This window comes from Streptomyces sp. NPDC008086 (assembly GCF_042957325.1).
Lineage (GTDB): Bacteria > Actinomycetota > Actinomycetes > Streptomycetales > Streptomycetaceae > Streptomyces.
The window spans coordinates 76,056-93,205 of the sequence record NZ_JBIBIA010000019.1 but is presented as its reverse complement, the minus strand read 5'-3'; the positions used below and the strand labels follow the sequence as shown (position 1 = coordinate 93,205).

Here is a 17,150-nt window from a genome sequence, read left to right as displayed (position 1 = left end):
CGCCCCACCCACGCCAGTAGGGTGGGGCGCACACTTCGTTCGCACGTCAGGAAGAGGCCCAGCAGCATGACCGAGGCTACCGAGCCACAGAACAACGAGGTCGGGACTCAGGCCGAGGACACCAAGGCGCGCAAGGAGCGGGAGCGGGACGAGCTGTACGCCCTCGACATCTCCGGGGTCGAGTGGCACTGCGCGCCGGGCACCGAGGAGCACGAGGAGCGCGTCGAGATCGCGTACCTGCCGGAGGGCGCCGTGGCGATGCGGTCGTCCCTGGACCCCGACACCGTGCTGCGGTACACGGAGGCGGAGTGGCGGGCGTTCGTGCTGGGGGCGCGGGACGGGGAGTTCGATCTGGAGCCGGCTCCGCACAATGGTGGGGTGGGGGCGGAGTAGGCCCCGTCGGGAGTATGTCCCACGCAGCCCCGGCGTTGGCGGTCGTCCCTCTGCCCGCCCCCCGGGGCCGGCGTGGCGCCTAAGATCGGCGTCGTACGAGAAGGCGTCCGCAATGGCGGAGGACGGGGACCCATGACCGGCTCGACCGAGGACTACGCACCGCACCCCCACATAGGCGGTCGGACCGCAGCACTGCGCGCGCTCACCGCATGGCGGGCGTCCTCGCCCGGCGCTCCGCGCGTGGTCGTGGTCACCGGCGGTTCCGGCAGTGGGCGTTCGCGGCTGCTCACCGGATTCCTGATGCTCTGCGAGCCGGAGTACCGCAAGCAACTGCCGCTGGACGAGATGGATCCCTCGACGGTGCCGCCGGAGCTGCCGGCCCCCGCCGTGCCCGCCCCCGAGGGGCTGACCGCGGCCCAGGTCCTGTGGCTGCTCGCCGAGCACTACGAGCTGGACGCCACCAGCACGGAGGGCGTGTACGCCGAACTGGCCGCACTCGGCGAGCCGGTGACCGTCGTCGTACCGGACGTCGACCGTGCCGGCCCGGTACGCGCGGCGGACGAACCCGCACGGCTGGTACGGGAGGTGCTCGCCCCCCTGGCCGCCACCGAGACTGTCCGGTTGCTGGCCGAGGTGCCGCGTCCGCTGGTCGCCGAGCTGGCCGGGGGCCTGCCGTCGGACACGGTGCAGATCATCGATCTCGACGAGCCGGAGTGGGCCGACCCCGAGGGTCTGGTCCGGCACGCGCACGCGGCGCTGAGCCCGGAGTTCGGAGCACCCGAGCTGCCGTTCACCGTGGACCCCGCCGCCCGCCTCGCCCTGGGAGCGGCCATCGGCCGCCGGGCGGGGACCAGTCCGCTGGTCGTCCAACTCGCCGTCAACTGCCTGCTGATGGCTCCGGAGGGATTCGACCCGGCCGACGAGGAGTTCCTGCCGACGTCTGTCGGCGAGGCCCTGGACCTGCACGCCAGGCGGCTCGGCGCCGATCCGAAGACGCTGCGGTCCCTGCTGGCACCGCTCGCCCTGGCCGAGGGCGACGGCGTACCGATCCACCTGTGGGCGCGGCTGGCGAGCGCGGTGGCCGGGCGGGACATGAGCCGGGCCATCGCGGACGGAATGCTGCTCGCCGGGCCCTTCGTGCAGCCCGAGGAACAGGAAGCGGAAGCAGCCGAGGGTGAGCAGGCGGCCGGCGGACGCACCTTGCTTCGGCTGATGCACCCGGCCATCGGAGACGAGATCCGTGCTGGTCTGCCGAACGTCGCCGCCGCTCAGAGTCAGATCGCGATGGCTCTGCTGGAGGCCGTGCCGGAGCAGGACTGGAGCAAGGCCGACCCCTACGTGCGCGACCACATCGCCGCCCACACCCTGGAAGCCGGGCTGCTGCCCCAACTCCTCACGGATCCCGGCCTGTTCGTCCACGCCGACCCGGTTGCGCTGCGCACCGCCATCGAGGCCGTACCGGCTGAGCAGTTGGGCGCACCGGCCCGTACGTACCGGCGTACGGCGCCCCTGCTGACACGTACCCAGGCGCCCACCACCATGCGGGCCGCCCTGCTGGAGACCGCGTTCGTCGAGGACGGACTGCCCGAGTACGCCGGGGCCGTACAACAGCGGCTCGGGCTGGAGCTGCCGTGGGAGACGCTGTGGAGCCTGTCTCTCCCCGGCGTCAGTGCCGTGACCGTGGGCAGCCTGCCTCGCCCCGACGGGTCTGCCACCCCGGTCGCCGTGCTGGTCCTCCCCGCGGGCACCCCTGGCGCCGTGCCGGTCGGCGCGCCCGGCGAGGAGTCCGGTTCCGCGGTGCTGGTCCATGGCCTCGTACAGCCTGATCACCTCGGTGACGTCGATCCCGCGCAGATTCTTCGTCCGTCGGAGGAGGAACGAGCCGCCGCCCCGCTGGGCCTGAGCCGCGGCGCCGACTACCTGCGTGTCTGGAACCGGGCGGATCAGGAGGTCGTGGCGGCGCTGATCTCGGACACGCCTTTCACCGGGTCCGATCTGTCCCCCGACGGCATCCTGCTCGTCGCCACCGAGCGCGGGGCGAAGGCCCTCCGTATTCGCGCGGCGAGCGCGGAGATAGCCTCGTAGGCAGCCACAACCCATGACTTCGAAGGAGCCCCCCGTGACCAGCCAGGAGCAGGCGCTCGCCATCGCCGACCGTTGGCTCAACCCGGAAGGCTCGACGGAGCCTCGCCGCGAGGTCCGGATGCAGGAGTTCGACCTGGGCTGGGTCGTGTGGGCGGCGCCGGCGGAGCCCGAGCGTGACCCGGAGACCGGGGCACGGCGGCCGCCTGCCGACATCGGCAACGCGTGCGGGGTCGTGGACCGCCGTAGCGGGGAACTGACGGTCTGGCCGTCGGTGCCGGTCGACGAGGTCGTTCAGATGTACCGGCAGAAGCACGGCGGTGCGGGCGCGTCCGAGGGCGCCGCCCGTCCGGTCACCGGTCCCGGCAACACCGCGGTCTTCACCTATGTGGACCCGGCGAACGGCGAGGAGACCACCCTCTTCCGCACTTCCGCCCCGGGTCTGCCCCCGGCCGAGTACCAGGCATGGGCCGAGCTGCGGCGGATGAACGTACCCACCGACAATGTCGTGGCCATCCACACCGACCTGCGCCCCAGCCTGCTCCCCGGCGGTTACACGGCCGAGCTCCTCAACACCTTCCGCAACGCCCAGCTCTCCTGCTCACAGTCCTACGGCGCCCGTCCCGAGGCTCGTGCGGAGGGCATCACGGCGTTGGTCGAGCAGGTCGAGACGATGCACCGGATCGCCGGCCAGCAGCCGCCTCCCCGCCCGCACCGCGTACCGGTTCCCGCGCAGGTGACTCCCGCGGAGCCGATGCGTGACGTGGCGCTCGGACGGCACCTCGCCGAGGTGTTCGGCGAGGAGGGAGTTCGCCGCTACGACGCCGACGACATCGCCGACAGCCCGTTGCCCGAGGCTGCCGGGGCGACGCTCACCTGGGCGGGGCTCCCCGCCGACCTGCCGCTGTTCTTCACCGCGGACCGGCCCGACGCGCCTCCGGCCGGCGGCCTGTTCACGGACGTCGCCACGAATCTGCGCGAGCGGCGCAGCCCGGCCGGCGAGGAGAAGATCGGGGCCCTGTCGTACCTGGTCCGGATCGGCTTCGACGGCGTCGCGGTCATCGCGGTGCAGTGCCAACCGGGGACGGGGCAGCCGGACGGTCTCGGTGCGCTGTGGGCCGTGGACCCGGTCACCGCCGCGGCTCGGTACGTCAATGTCTCGGTCTCCGCCTTCGCCCGCTCCCTGGCCCTGCTCGCCACCGCCCGGCGGCGGCTGCAGGGGCTGGACCCAGTCGCGGCGGGCGCGGAAGTGGCGGCGCTGCAGGAGCAGTTGGTTGCCGTGGACGCTTCTGCGCTGGGCAACGCGGAGACGTGGTGGTCGCTGGTCGTCGAACAGATGTGGCACGGGTTGTTCTGACCGGGCGCGCGTCCCCGGCCCGGCCCTCATCGCCCATTTCTATTCGAGCCAACCAAGACAACTGACGACCAGGAGAGCGACCTTGACTTCGGAGCACCCGGCCTCAGCGCCCCCCACCACCACCGAGCAGGCCCTCGCCATCGTGCGCGCCCGCTACGCGCAGCCCAAGCTGCCGGACGGCACTCCGGCCGAGCTGCGTGCGGAGGAGTTCGACATCGGATACCTGGTGTACGCGGTGTTCCCGCCGGTCACGGACGCCGCCGGGCGGCCTCAGCCCGCTCCGCCAGGCGGCAGCAAGATCGTCGTCGCCAAGGACACCGGCGAGACCGTCACGGTCCCCAACTACCCGACTGAGGCGGCCATCGCGCTGTACCGGAAGCAGCGCCAGTCGTAACCCGCTGATGCGTGTGATCAGTACAGCGAGAACCCGCCGCTGTGCCGCTCCTGGTTCCTCTTCCCGGGCTGCGAGCCTTCGCCCTCCGACCGCGTCGGCTCGGACGGGGCCGGAGGAGGAACCACCCTCGGCGACCGGGACGACCCCGTGTGGACCCTCGTCCGCGACGAGAAGCCGCTCCACCCCGGCCTGCCCCGCCTGCGCCACCGACACCGAGAGCGCACTCGGGGCCGTACACCATGAACGTCCGGCCCTGTCCCCGACCCTCCGAACAACCTCGGCGGCCTGCAACGGACTTGTGACAGCAAACCCCTTTCCTCTTCCTCGGATTCCAGTTCCTCCGATTCCGGTTCCTCCAACTCTTCGTCCTCCAACTCTCGTCCTCCGACTCCAGCTCGTCGGGGTCGGACTCCTCCACATCTACGCGTTCGGGCAACGGCATCCCAGGCGCCAACACAGGCAGCGGCATCTCCGCCGACACAGGCGGCAACGACATCCCCGCCCCCAACATCGACGCGGGCCCCGACTCCGGCTCCGGCCCGGGATCCGGCCCCGGGAACCCGCCCTCCTCGGACAGCCCGTACTCCAGGCCGACACAGTCCGCGTCGAGCTCGTCCCTCCGGACTTCGACGACCCCTCGTAATGCGGCCATCGAAGAAGGAAGGAAGGCCGATAACGCGGAACGTAAGAGAGTAAAGGCCATTACCGACGAACAGATGGTCAAGTACCGCGGAGAGTGGCTGAGGGCATGGCAGACCGCCGTAGGCGGCACCCCATGAAGCTTCCATGACCATGGCCTAATGTGGAACTGACGAACCGAGCAGTACGCTGAATCGAGGATCGGGTGGAGTTGCCCCCTGAGATGGCCCTGGAGCAGGCCGAGAGTTGGCTGGCGACACCTCATCGGTTGCATCCGACACTCGCGATCCGCGGTGCGGCTGGTGCGAGCAAGACCGAGTTGCTCCGGGAACTCTCCGAACGAATGCCGGACGCCGTCTACTTGGACTGTCAGGGCCTGGAAGCGGGTGAGATCGCCCGGCATCTCCTCCAGGAATGGGGTGTCGCACCCGAAGGGCGCTCACTGGCTGCTGCCGCGCGGGCCATGACGCGGGACGGGGTCGCTCTGCTCGCAAATGTGCACTGGGCCGACAGCCTCGTGACCTCGAACGAACCAAGTCGGATCACGCAGGACATGGTGAACCATTTCCGCCGATCCGCACGCCCGACGGTCCGGTTCATCATTGAGCGCGAGGCAGACAAGCCATGGGTCCGTCTGCCGTCCAAGAATGAGCTCGTTCTCCGGCCGGCCTCCGATACGCAGGCCGAAGAGGGGGAATTGACAGAGCTACTCACGGCCCATCCGGCCCTGTGGGCGCTAGCTGCTTCGGAACTCCGCGAGACACCCCTCGCCGTATGGACAGAACTCTGCCGCATTTTCGAAATCCAGTCTTCAGACCAAGGGTTGGGCGGGCTGGCCGAGCACCTTACAGACTTGCTCACCGTGTCCTCCGACGGGACGGGGCAGGTCACGGTCGGCTTTCGCGCGGAGTCGCTACGTCATCGGATCCGGAAGCTGCACCCAGTCGATCACGGGCTAATTGTCACCGCATTGGTGCGCTTCCTCGATCAACGAGCCATCGGCGCCTGGAGCATGGCGGGATCTGTCGGGGCCTACACGGCGCGGACTCTGGGACTCCACGCCGTCCATGCCGGCCTGCTCGATGACGTGCTGAGCAACGGACCCGTCCTGGCGAACCTCGATCCGATGGGGCTCCTGCGGGCCCTCGCGGCCAGATGGCCCGATGGCATCCCCCAAGGTGGTCTCGGAATGGACATCCACTATCTGGAGCGGCTGGGTCTGGGCTCGGCGCCACAAGAGGAGTGGGTGGCCTGGCTGCACCACTGCGCACTGAGCCGTGGGGAGGAGCGGCTCGCAGAGGCGATCGCAAGAGAAGCCGGAGTACGGCTGCCTTGGCGGACGAACTGGTCCAACTGTCGCCCCTACGGCATGTTCGGTCGCTTCGGGAAATCGGACAACGGGGCATCGGGATACCCGTCGAGCGGAGAGCTCACAGCAGACGACATTGCAGCGCAGGCAGCAGAGAGCCGCAGCTGGCCGTTCCCTGAGACCGGGCCCCCTGTCCGCCATATTTTCGACAGGAGCCGTGACGACATCAGCCTCCTCCGGTCGAAGCGGCTGGAATCCGGACACTGGCTTGTCGTCGGCGCATCCGGGACTTTCATCGTAGACGTGCAAACCGATCCCGAACTGCAGACACAGCTGCCCCACATGCCGTACCCCTTCATGGAGGAATCCATTACTCAGGCCGGTGTGTGGCAGTGCCCAGCACCGGCATTGACCGAGGGCGCACCGAGCCGCTCATGGCTGGAGGCGACCTTCGGTCACGGAACGTGCCGCCGCCTACGGGAAGATGAACTGCCGGCCGGTCTCGTGCACACAGAAAGCCGACAATTCCTCATGGAGACCGGGCTGCCTGTTCTGTCCGACCACCTGCCGTTCATGGGCACCATCGATGCTGCCGGGACAGGGCTTGTTCCCGCGCCCTGGCCGGAGGATGCGACACCCCCCGAAGTCACGGGTCCCTTCTATCATTTGGGCACCTGGACCGGAGGCAACGTCCTTCTTGACGGAGGGACCGGAGCGGTTGTCCAGGACGGCAGCACAGGTTATGACGATGTGCTCCTGGCGAGCAGTCTTCGAAAGTTCTTCATTCTACTCCGGCTGTGCCATGAGTTCCTGGTGAGTGACTTCGCCACGAACTACGAGCGCGACGACGCCCTGGAAAGCCTGCAGGAATGGGCCATCAAGGTCGACCCAGTCACGGAGGACGCCCTCATATGGGAGCACGCCCTCTCCACAGATCTGAATCGTTGGGTCGCAATGTGATCATGCATTACGAGGGCCAGCTGGTATCTCGGAGCAGGCGGGCGCCGCGGGGCCCAGGGTGTGCGCGCTGGCGGCCACCGGCAGCGATGAGCGGCGTTTGTACATCCCGCCCCTCCGTATCAGCTCACCGGGCCCCCAATGGCTACTGCGCCCGGGCGATCGGTCGTGATCACACAGGTGGGCTGGGAACAGAGGCATCGCGTACCGGATGCCGAGACCGGCGAGGCACTCGCCGGTCCCTGGCCGGACGCCCGGCATGTGGGAACCGGTATGGCCTCCGGACACTGCATGCGATGTCACCCCCGCTTGGATCGATCCGACCGAGTACGACTCCTTGAGCCTTCCTTGGCAACCAGCCTCGCGGCATCTGCGCCGCCGAAGCCGGCGGCTCAGCGAACGCGACCGTGCTGAGCGTGGTACGCGGTTGTCGATGCCCGATGACGCTGAAACCCCTGAACAGGCACATCCTGAACGCGGCCACTGGAACCGTTCGACCGGATTGAGGACGTGCCATCGTGACCATGAGCACCGACGACCTGCAAAGAATCGAAGAGTGGGCGACCTCGTCACCGAACCGCAAGCGGCCACTCATCGTGCTGGGCCCTGCTCGCTGCGGGAAGTCCGAGCTCATCAGAGCCGCCGCTGAAAGGATTGATGGAGCGGTCCTGCTGGACTGCGCGGGCTTGACCGCTGATGAGGTGGCTCAGCGCATTGTGACGGAAACAGGTGGCGACCCGAGGCCATCGGGTCGGCGCTGGCCGCGCCATGTGCTGCACACAGAAGTCAGAGGTGATCACATCCTGCTGTTGACCAATGCGCAGTGGGCCGGCTCACTCATCACCTCGACCGAGCCATCGAGAATCGGACGGATTCTGCTGCGAAGGCTCCTGTGGGCCCCGCGTGCCTCCCTTCGTATAGCCATCGAATGGGACTCGGATCTTCTCGGAGCTCCGCCTTCCTACAGCACGACGATCGCGCTCCGCGAGACAGCTGATTCTGGCGCTACGGCGGGATCACCTGAGGATCACTCGCCGATGGACCGGGCTCTTCAGGCCTTGAGCCGTTCTGAGTTGCCGATCACTCCGCTGCCCGTGTGGCAACTTCTCGTCCGGGCAGTCGAACCGGCCGGCGACCTTCCGACCGAGGCCGACTTGCGCGGGATTATCAGGGACATGCCAAAGACTCTCCTTTTTCACGACGGGTCAGGAGAATCAGGGGTTGGTTTCCGCCATCCGTCCTTCACTCTGAGCTACCGCCGGAGCCATCCAGCCAGCCAAGAAGAGCAAGGTCGCATCGTAGACTTGCTCACGGAGCAGTTGGGCGCCTCGGAGCCCGGCCGAGCGTGGCACGAGCTGGGAGAGGTAGGCCGTTACGCGGCGAAAACCCTGCCTGTGCACGCGGCACTGGCAGGAGACTTGGACAGCCTGCTTACACAGGGGAAGGCGCTGGCGAACAGTCAGGCTTCCTCGCTATGGGAGGCATTGGGCATCGCCTTTCCCGACGGCGTGCCCATGCTCAGTATCGCTGCCGATGTCCGCGCTCTCGAAGGCCAAGGAGTTCAGCCTGCTGACCAGGGTGAGTGGGTGTCGTGGCTCCACCATGCCGCCGTGGCCAGCGGACGCACAGAAGTCGCCCGGCAACTGCTCCAGAGCGGCGTGACGATGCCGTGGCGGACGGTATGGTCGCAATGGCGTCCTTGCGGCCTTTTCGGCGGACGTAAGGGCGAAGCAGGGCGTGTCGATGAAATCGGCCTAAGAGGAGATCCTGATGCCGGATTGCGCGTCCTGACAGCACGGGACACCACGACAGGTAAAGCCGCTCTGCCGGAGTTCTCGTATGTGCTTCAGGAATGGGCAATCGCCACGGGAAACCCAATGGGCGAGGAGACAGCCGTCGAGGAGTCTCTGGACGAAGCCGACTGGTTCTTCGACGAGCGCGCTCCCGACGACGTGTCTGCCGTCTTCGCGATTCACTCGCCGACGGGCTGGCGTGTCGATGACGCGACGGTGCCTCCTCCGCCTCGCGTTCCAGCCACAGTGAGGCATGCCGTACTGGTCGAGGGCATGTGGGTACTCGCCGGCGACGGAGGCCTGTTCGCTGTTTCCGTGCCCCCGCTCAAGGTCCTCCCGCCCGATCCTGACGCGCAACCCGTGAACTGGCTACCGGAGCCTTTGGTAGACGAGCACGTGGGACTCACGGTGCCCCGGATGCCTGACGCCGCGCAGGCGGCGGCAAGGGGTGACGCCTCCAGCAAACCCTGGTACGAGCAGAGCTTCGGCTCGGGAACCTGCAAGCAGTTGTCCGTCTCGGATATTCCACACGGGCTGGGCAACGAGCGTGCGCGGCGCTTCCTGATCGACGTCGGGCTACCAGCAATTGAGGGGTTCCTCCACCTGCGTACGCGCTCGCCCCATGACGACGGCTTGCGGGCAATTCCGTGGCCGCCGGACGCGAAAGTCGGCATCTCCGATTCCGACGGCCCCTTCTTCGAAATCGGCGTCTGGATGCGTTCGCGGCTGTTGCTGGACGGAAGCACGGGCCAAGTGCTGCGCGACACCACTGGTGGGCCGGACACCACGCTGGCCGGTAGCAGCCTCGCCCAGTTCTTCACCATGGTGCGCCTCTTCGACGAACACCGTAAGGCCCTTTATCCCAGCCGGGCGGATCGACAGGACTGGCACGGGATTCTGCGGGAGTGGTGCCGCGAGATCGACCCAGTCGCCTTGGCGGGCGAAGTGTGGCAAGTCGCGCTCGGACCTTACGACTTCGAGGACAATACCTGGGATCTTGTCTCACCCGATGGCCGCTTCCCGTAACCACATGGTCCGTACGTCCCTGCCGCCCCATGGCCCGCTCAGCGGCTGGTCAACGCCCTCGCGGGCAAGGACATGGCTGACGTCATCGAGAGCGGGCGTGCGCTGTCAGAACCGTTCGTCGAGTCGGTTCAGCCCGACCAGGACGCAGCAAACGGCGGGCGCAGTCTGCTTCGGCCGCTCCATCCGGCCATCGGCGATGAGATCCGCGCCGGCCTTCCCGACGTCCGTTCCGTCCAGACCCGGATAGCGATGGCGCTTCTGGAGGCCCTCCCGGAGCATGACTGGCGCAAGGCCGACCCCTACGTACACGACCACATCGGGCGCCACACCCTGGAAGCGGGCCTGCTGCCCCAACTCCTCACGGACCCGGGGTTGTTCGTGCACGCTGATCCGGTTCCGCCGCGCGCCGCCGTGGAGGCCGCACCGATCGCGGAACTCGCCTCACCGGCTCGTCCGTACTTGCGTACGGCGCCCGTGCTGACCAGCACCCAGGCACCCGTCATGCGGCGCGCCGCCCTGATGGAGACCGCGTTCGTCGAGGACGGCCTCCCCGACTGCGCCAACGCCGTTCGCCGCCATTCGCCCTCGGCCCAACCTGACCGCCCGGACGGCCTCCGTGACGCCGACCTCATGCGGCGCAGGGGCTTCTGAGCAGCCGCCCGGCAGCAGCGAGATCGTGCTCGCCGGACAGCGCACGTCGTGACCGGCCCGGGCGGGCGGGGTTCATCGTCACACCCACGGCGTGTGTGATCAGTACAGCGAGAACCCGCCGCTGTGCCGCCCCTGGTTCCTCTTCCCGGACTGCGAGTTCTCGTCCTCCGACCGCCTCGGCTCGGACGGGCCGGAGGAGGGTCCACCGCCGGCCAGCGGCTCACCGTGCCTGACCTGGTCGCGTTCATCGTCCGACAGCGACTCCCACTGACCGCGCAGGGATGCCAGGCCTCCGCCAAGGGCGCGGGACACCGTGGGGTCGTCCAGGGCGTCGCGCAGGGCGACGCGGCCGGAGAGCAGCTTCTTGGCCGCCTCCTGCAGTTCCTTGCTCGCACCGTCGGTCTCGGACAGCTTGCGCAGGGCGGAGTTCAGGGAACGGATCTGCTCCGGTTCGAGTGCCTCGTCGATCACACCGCGTTCCTGCGAAGAGCCCTGCGGGTGGGGTGAGTTCTCGGGCTTCCTGGTCATTCGCTTCTCCTCGACTCTCGACACCTGAAGTATCTCGCGTCACTCATGGGTTCCCCGTTGGGCCCCAGTGGTCGAAGTGTGGAGGGTCGCCGTCACGAGGTACTCACCGAGATACTCACCGAGATCTGATCCGTGTGGCCCGAGCCGGTCAGGGCAGCGCGTCCGCCAGCGACGCGCCCGCCGCCGCCAGAATGATCGCCATCATGGCCAGCCGGGTCCGTCCGCGACGCGCCAACTCCACGCTGAGACCGGCCGAGGCGAGACACAGGCCGTACACCACGGTCCCGACGCCCATCTGCGAACCGCTGTTGAGCTGCCCCACGATCACCACGAGGCAGACCAGCGCCACCAACGCCCCGGCGGCCATGAGCCCCACGCGAGCGCTACGCGCCTGCTGGGACCGCTGTCTCGCGAAGCCCGGATCCGACTGCCTGGAGAAACTCGCCCTCAATTCGTCCACGCCGGGCGGGGCCGTATCACCCTCGTCGCCTCGCGGCTGCGTCCGTACCTGTTCCCCGCCGCGTTCCCGGCCGTGCGTCGTCATGAGGAGGGAGCGTAGGTCAATTCGCTAAGCTCACGCACCATGTTGCCTTCGCACACGCCCTCCCCCGCGCCCGACGCCACGGTCATACGGACCGGCCGCCGCGGTGCCATGACCGGGCTCCCCTGCTCCGTCCTGCTCATCGCGCTGGGCGCGGTCGGCGTCTTCGGCGCTGTCGTGATTGCGACCGGGAACCAGAAGGGAGCGTCCAGCCCGGCTGGATACGCGGGCCTCGTGTTCATGCTGCTGCTCGGGGCGCTCGGCGTGTGCCTCTTCGTCGTCAACTGGGCCAACCGCCGCACCCAGGTCCTCGTCGACGCCACCGGCCTGTGGATCGAGAACGGAAAGCACCGCGCCGTCATCCCCTGGCAGGGCCTCGCCGGAGTCGGCCTGTACTGGAGCAAGTACGGCCGCCAGACCGTCTACTCCCTCGAACTGTTCCCCACCGGCCCCATCGACCGGGACGACCCCGTCCTGTGGACCCTCGTCCGCGACGAGGAGCCGCTGCACCCGGACCTGCCCCGCCTGCGCCACCGTCTCCCCTTCCCCGCACCCTGCCGACAGGAGATGGTCTCGGCGGTCCAGCAGTACGTTCCCCACCTCTGGCTGGGCGAGTCCGAGCGCGCCAAGGGCCACGTCGGCCAACCCGACGTGAAGGGACACCGAGAGCGCACTCAGGGCCGTACACCGTGAACGTCCGCCCCTGTCCCCGACCCTCCGGACAACCACGGCGGCCTGCAACGGACTTGTGACAGCAAACCCCTGAAGTCATCGGCAGGAGAGTCCGTAAACTTTGCGGACGGCTGTACTCCTGTGTGATTTCCCTTGGCTGGTGAGGGATGTGTACGGCCGTGCTGTCTTACGGGGGTGCTTTCTGCTGTGGCGATGATGTTGCCCGACGAGCTCGAGTGGGTCCTCGAGATGCTGGGCTACAAGTGGCCCACGGCGAACGAGGACAAGCTCAGAGACTGCGCGGCCGTGTGGCGGGAGTTCGGCCAGAAGGTCAACGAGCTCCACACCACGGCGAACGGCGCCGCCCGCCAGGTCACCGCGCACAACGCCGGTGAGTCGATCGACAAGTTCACCAAGACCTACGAGAAGTTCGACGGTGGCGGCGGCAACGACGGCTACCTCCGCAATGCCGCCGACGCCGCGTTCCTCATCGCGAACGTGCTGGAGGCCTGCGCCTACCTCGTCGAGTTCGCCAAGTGGGCGGTCATCGCCCAGCTCATCGCCCTGGCCATCCAGATCGCCGCCGCCGCTGCCGCCGCGCCCTTCACCTTCGGTCTGTCCTCGGTAGCAGGGATGGGCGCCACCCAGGCCGCCCGCCTCATCGTCCGACGCCTCCTCGACGAGCTCAAGCAAGCCCTGATCGAGGCGATCATCGAGACGATGAAGGAACCCGCGATCTCGGCGATCGAGGCGATCATCACCGACCTCATCCGCCAGACCGTCAACGTCGGCTTCGGCGCCCAGGAGGGCTACGACGTCGGCGCCACCCTCAAGGCCGGCGGCGAGGCCGGCCTCGACGCCCTCCGCCAGAGCCCGCAGACCTTCGCGGAAGGCGTGCGCGACAGCCTGGGGCAGAAGGCGGGCAGCCGGGCGCGGCATGCGGTCGACAGCCGGATCGACGGGTACGACGGCCCCTCCGGGGGTGACATCGGCAGCGACGTCGGGAGTGACTCCGGGTCGGGGAGTTCCAACTCCTCCTCGTCGGATTCCTCTTCCTCGGATTCCAGTTCCTCCGATTCCGGTTCCTCCACCTCTTCGTCCTCCGACTCCAGCTCGTCGGGGTCGGACTCCTCCACATCTACGCGTTCGGGCAACGGCATCCCTGGCGCGAACATAGGCAGCGGCATCTCCGCCGACACAGGCGGCAACGACATCCCCGCCCCCAACATCGGCGCGGGCCCCGACTCCGGCTCCGGGCCGGGATCCGACTCCGGGAACCCGTCCTCCTCGGACTCCCCGTACGCGAGGCCTACGCAAACCCCGGGCTCGTCCCTGTCGGACTTCGACGACCCGTCGCCCAGCGGGCCGTCGTCCAACGGCTCCGACTCCAACGGATCGTCCAGCACACCCAGTACGTCCGGGCCTTCGCATTCCGGCGGCGGCTCCTCCGTATCCGGTCTGTCGTCCCCGAGCCCGCAGTCCGCGCCCACGTCCGGGGCCACGTCGTCGGGCGGTACGTCGTCCTCGCCGGGTGGCGGCTCGATCGGGACCCAGATCGACGGCCTGGCCGCCAGCGCGCCCACGCAGTCCAACGCGGCACCTACGCCGACGGCCGCCGACTCGTCTGCCTCCAGTTCCGGGGGCCGTTCGGACGGCGGCGGCTCGGGCATGCCTACGTCGCCTTCGGCACCTTCGACCGGGGGTGCGGCTCCGGTGGGTGGCCACCACAGCCCGGGGGGCTCAGGTGGCGGTGCCTCCTCCGCCACGAGTCCGAATCCCAACTCCGGTGCGGCGAGGAATCCTTCCGCCAGTACGCCGGGCACGCCCTCCGCCACAGGCACGGGGCCTGCCTCCACACCGAGCCCTACCTCTCCTACGACGCCACGGAGTACTCCTGCCTCCACGCCGGACGGACGCGTTCCGGGGACGGCGGCGGACGGCCGTACGCCGGGTACGCTCGCGCAGAACACGCCGGACGGCCGGATCCCGACCCAGCGCCCCGGGGGCACGACCCCGGGGGACGGCAGTACGCCGCGGAACACCCCCGGCACGACGCCCGGCGACCGCACTCCGCCCCGCAGCAACACCGGTACCGCGGCCACTCCGGGGGACGGCAGCACGCCACGCAACACCCCCGGGAACACGACCCCGAACGACGGCGCCTCCTCCCGGAACAACCCCGGTACGACCACTGGCGACCGCACTTCGCCGCCCAACAGGACAGACTCGACCAGCGGCAGCCGTACCAACACCCCGGGCCAGAACCCGAGTACGGCCACCCCGAGTCAGAACTCGGTGCAGTCCACTCCCCCCAGGACCGCGTCGCCCTCAACCAGCACTCCCACGACGTCGCCCTCCCCGTCGACCGGCGGCGGACCTGACCGCGCCTCGACACCGAGCAACAGTGGTACGCCCAGTTCGTCGACACCGAGCAACAGCACCCCGAACTCCTCGTCCCAGCCCGGTCCCACCGCCCACAGCCCCGCCTCTGCGGGCACGCCTGGCACCCCGAACCAGCCGAACGCCGGCTCCACCCCCACCAGGCCGCCCCACCAGCCCCCGGGCAGCACGCCGAACACCCCGAACCAGCCGGGCGCGCAGCCCAACACCCAGCCCCCGGCGCACACGCCGAACCAACAGCAACATCAACCGCAGGTCGTCCCGGTGCCGGTCCACCACGTGGTCACGACACCGAACAACCAGCCCCCACAGTCCACCCCACACACCCCGGACTCCAACAACAACAGCCCTCAGCAGAACCCTTCGGACAACCCGAGGCCGAAGGAAACCCCGACCCCCGCCTCGGAAACCCGAAACACCAACCCCCCGGGCGGTGTCACCGACCCCACCCGCGCAGAACAGGGCGCCCTCGAGGACTCGGTCCCCCGAGACGAGAACGGCGACCCGACCCGGCCGCCGGACCCGGCGGACGGCCCCTGGGTGGAACGCATCAACGGCGAGGGCAGGGACGCCCCCGGCCGCAACAACAACTGCGTCGACACGGCCCTGTCCACGGTCGACACCTACGCCGGCAACCCCACGGCCGCGGGGGCGCGTACCCCGGACCTGGACGCGGACGGCAACCCCTCGGACCGCGGCGAGAAGGGCGGCCGCGACCGCATCGAGAACACCCTCGGCGCCCGCTTCAACGACATGGGCAACGGCCGCGACGCCTTCAACCGCCTGGAGAACACCCTCCGCAACAGCGGCCACGGCTCACAGGCCGTCATCATCACGCAGGACGCCAACGGCCGGGCGCACGCCTGGAACGCCGTCAACCACAACGGCAAGGTCACGTACATCGACGCCCAGACGGGGCAGCAGAGCTCGAAGCCGCTGCACAGTGGGGACCACGGGGTCTTCGCGATTCCGCTGGACGGGAACAGGAGGCCGGTCTCGCCCGACGGTGGGCCCACGGTCGACCGCGCACGACCCGACAGCACCGATCGGGCCGGCCGACAGACCCCCACCACCGCTGCCGGGACCGACCGACGGCCGGCGGAGGATCCAGCGGGCGCAGATCCGAAGCAGGATGGCAAGAATCCGCCCGACGACCCGACCCGGGAAGAGCGGAACAAGTCGTTGCCCAAGCCGGAGGCCAGGACGGAGGAGCACCAGAACCTCTCTCCGGACTCGCCCCAGCAGGAGGTGCGCAACTACCCGAGCGACGACCAGCACGAGCACAAGGCCTACGATCCGGACGCTCCGCGCGGCCTGAAGGTCCACCGCATCGAGCTGGACCCGGTGCACGACAGTCTCAGGAACTGGGCGGACGAAGGCCGTCTGACGCCGCTCCTGCAGAGCGCCGCGGACCGGATGGAGGCGTACAACCAGGCCCGTGAGAACGGCGACACGGACCTGCCGCCCACCGCGTTCACGCGACAGGAACTGGAAGACGCCCTGGGCGACGACTTCCGTCAGATGAACGACGGGCAGCGGTACGCCGTCGTCGCCTCGCTCGCCCGGCTCAGCCTCGGGTACCACGAGAGTCAGGGAGTCGGGCACAATCCCGAGCACGACCGGGACGGCCGACCCTATGCGGACTCCAAGCGCTCCGACGGTACGGCCGATGTGGCCGCCGACAACGACCGGGCTCGCAGCGCGGAGGCCCGGGACGAGGCCAACGCGAAATTCCCCAAGATGTACCGTGCGGATCCGGAGACCAACAAGAACATCTCCGAACTCCATCATCGAGTCACCGGAGAGAAGAAACCCAATCCGAGCAACGCCGACGTCAATGCCCTCATCGACGCCTTGGGCCCCCACAAACCAGACTTCTCCGGCAAGAACTACGCCGTCATCGAAGTGGTGGACAACAAGGGGAACTCCACGTTCGTCGTCGACTCCTCGGTCCCGGCGGACAGCAGTGGTGTCAGTCCCCGGCACTCGGAGAAACATCTCCTCGACTGGTTCGACAGGACGAACTCCGGTCCGGAGGGCAAGAAGTACCGGATGGCCGGCCTCTACACGGAACGTGAGCCGTGCGGTTCCGGGCAGGGACACGCCGATTGCTCGACACGGCTGCGTACGCACCCGGAGTTGAAGGACGGAAAGGTGCCCGTCTACTACAGCACCACATACCGGACCGATCCCGACGGCGTGGCCAAACGGGACGCGGAACGTGCCAAGTTGAAGGGCAAGCAGGAGCAGAGCGGGCTCACCGACCAGCAGATAGCCAACAGGGTGAAGAAGATCCGCACCGAGAACGAAAAGGAAATGCAGGCTGAGATGGATCGCCATCTCGCAGCCATCGGCTCGGTTTGGGCGAAGGCTATGCTGCACCTCGATCCGCCGCAGTAGGGAGCCAC

Annotated in this window: 11 protein-coding genes; 9 read left to right on the top strand and 2 right to left on the bottom strand. The window is 68.6% G+C overall.

All coding sequences use genetic code 11. The features are described 5' to 3' along the window. Positions 1-66: 66 nt before the first annotated feature. From ACFZBP_RS40945 to ACFZBP_RS40915, 7 genes are all read left to right on the top strand, one after another. The gene (locus tag ACFZBP_RS40945; RefSeq protein WP_391420984.1) at positions 67-393 is read left to right on the top strand and encodes a DUF397 domain-containing protein; all 327 of its coding nucleotides are present in this window, start codon (positions 67-69) and stop codon (positions 391-393) included. 132 nt (positions 394-525) lie between these two features. Next, the gene (locus ACFZBP_RS40940; protein WP_391420983.1) at positions 526-2,478 is read left to right on the top strand and encodes an ATP-binding protein; all 1,953 of its coding nucleotides are present in this window, start codon (positions 526-528) and stop codon (positions 2,476-2,478) included. Positions 2,479-2,512: 34 nt separating this feature from the next. Continuing rightward, positions 2,513-3,832 carry an SUKH-4 family immunity protein gene (locus ACFZBP_RS40935; protein WP_391420982.1) on the top strand — a complete coding sequence of 440 codons (1,320 nt, stop codon included), beginning with the start codon at positions 2,513-2,515 and terminating at the stop codon, positions 3,830-3,832. Between the two features lie 82 nt (positions 3,833-3,914). Next, entirely contained in the window at positions 3,915-4,226 is a 312-nt protein-coding gene (locus ACFZBP_RS40930) for a hypothetical protein (protein WP_391420981.1), read from the top strand. A gap of 862 nt (positions 4,227-5,088) precedes the next feature. Continuing rightward, complete coding sequence (locus ACFZBP_RS40925; RefSeq protein WP_391420980.1) at positions 5,089-7,134, top strand: SUKH-4 family immunity protein; 2,046 nt, start codon at positions 5,089-5,091, stop codon at positions 7,132-7,134. 521 nt (positions 7,135-7,655) lie between these two features. Next, positions 7,656-9,950, top strand: coding sequence for an SUKH-4 family immunity protein (locus ACFZBP_RS40920; protein WP_391420979.1), 2,295 nt, complete (start codon positions 7,656-7,658; stop codon positions 9,948-9,950). Positions 9,951-10,022: 72 nt separating this feature from the next. Further along, complete coding sequence (locus ACFZBP_RS40915) at positions 10,023-10,601, top strand: hypothetical protein (RefSeq protein WP_391420978.1); 579 nt, start codon at positions 10,023-10,025, stop codon at positions 10,599-10,601. A gap of 99 nt (positions 10,602-10,700) precedes the next feature. Here ACFZBP_RS40915 and ACFZBP_RS40910 read toward each other — a convergent pair whose 3' ends face one another. Both ACFZBP_RS40910 and ACFZBP_RS40905 read right to left on the bottom strand, forming a co-directional pair. Continuing rightward, positions 10,701-11,129, bottom strand: coding sequence for a hypothetical protein (locus tag ACFZBP_RS40910; RefSeq protein ID WP_391420977.1), 429 nt, complete (start codon positions 11,127-11,129; stop codon positions 10,701-10,703). A 148-nt stretch (positions 11,130-11,277) separates the two neighbouring features. Beyond that, positions 11,278-11,673, bottom strand: coding sequence for a hypothetical protein (locus ACFZBP_RS40905; RefSeq protein WP_391420976.1), 396 nt, complete (start codon positions 11,671-11,673; stop codon positions 11,278-11,280). A gap of 39 nt (positions 11,674-11,712) precedes the next feature. Here ACFZBP_RS40905 and ACFZBP_RS40900 point away from each other — a divergent pair, with 39 nt between their 5' ends. Beyond that, entirely contained in the window at positions 11,713-12,363 is a 651-nt protein-coding gene (locus ACFZBP_RS40900; RefSeq protein WP_391420975.1) for a hypothetical protein, read from the top strand. Between the two features lie 192 nt (positions 12,364-12,555). Continuing rightward, on the top strand, positions 12,556-17,142 hold the full coding sequence (locus ACFZBP_RS40895; protein WP_391420974.1) for a toxin glutamine deamidase domain-containing protein: 4,587 nt from the start codon (positions 12,556-12,558) through the stop codon (positions 17,140-17,142). Positions 17,143-17,150: the final 8 nt, after the last annotated feature.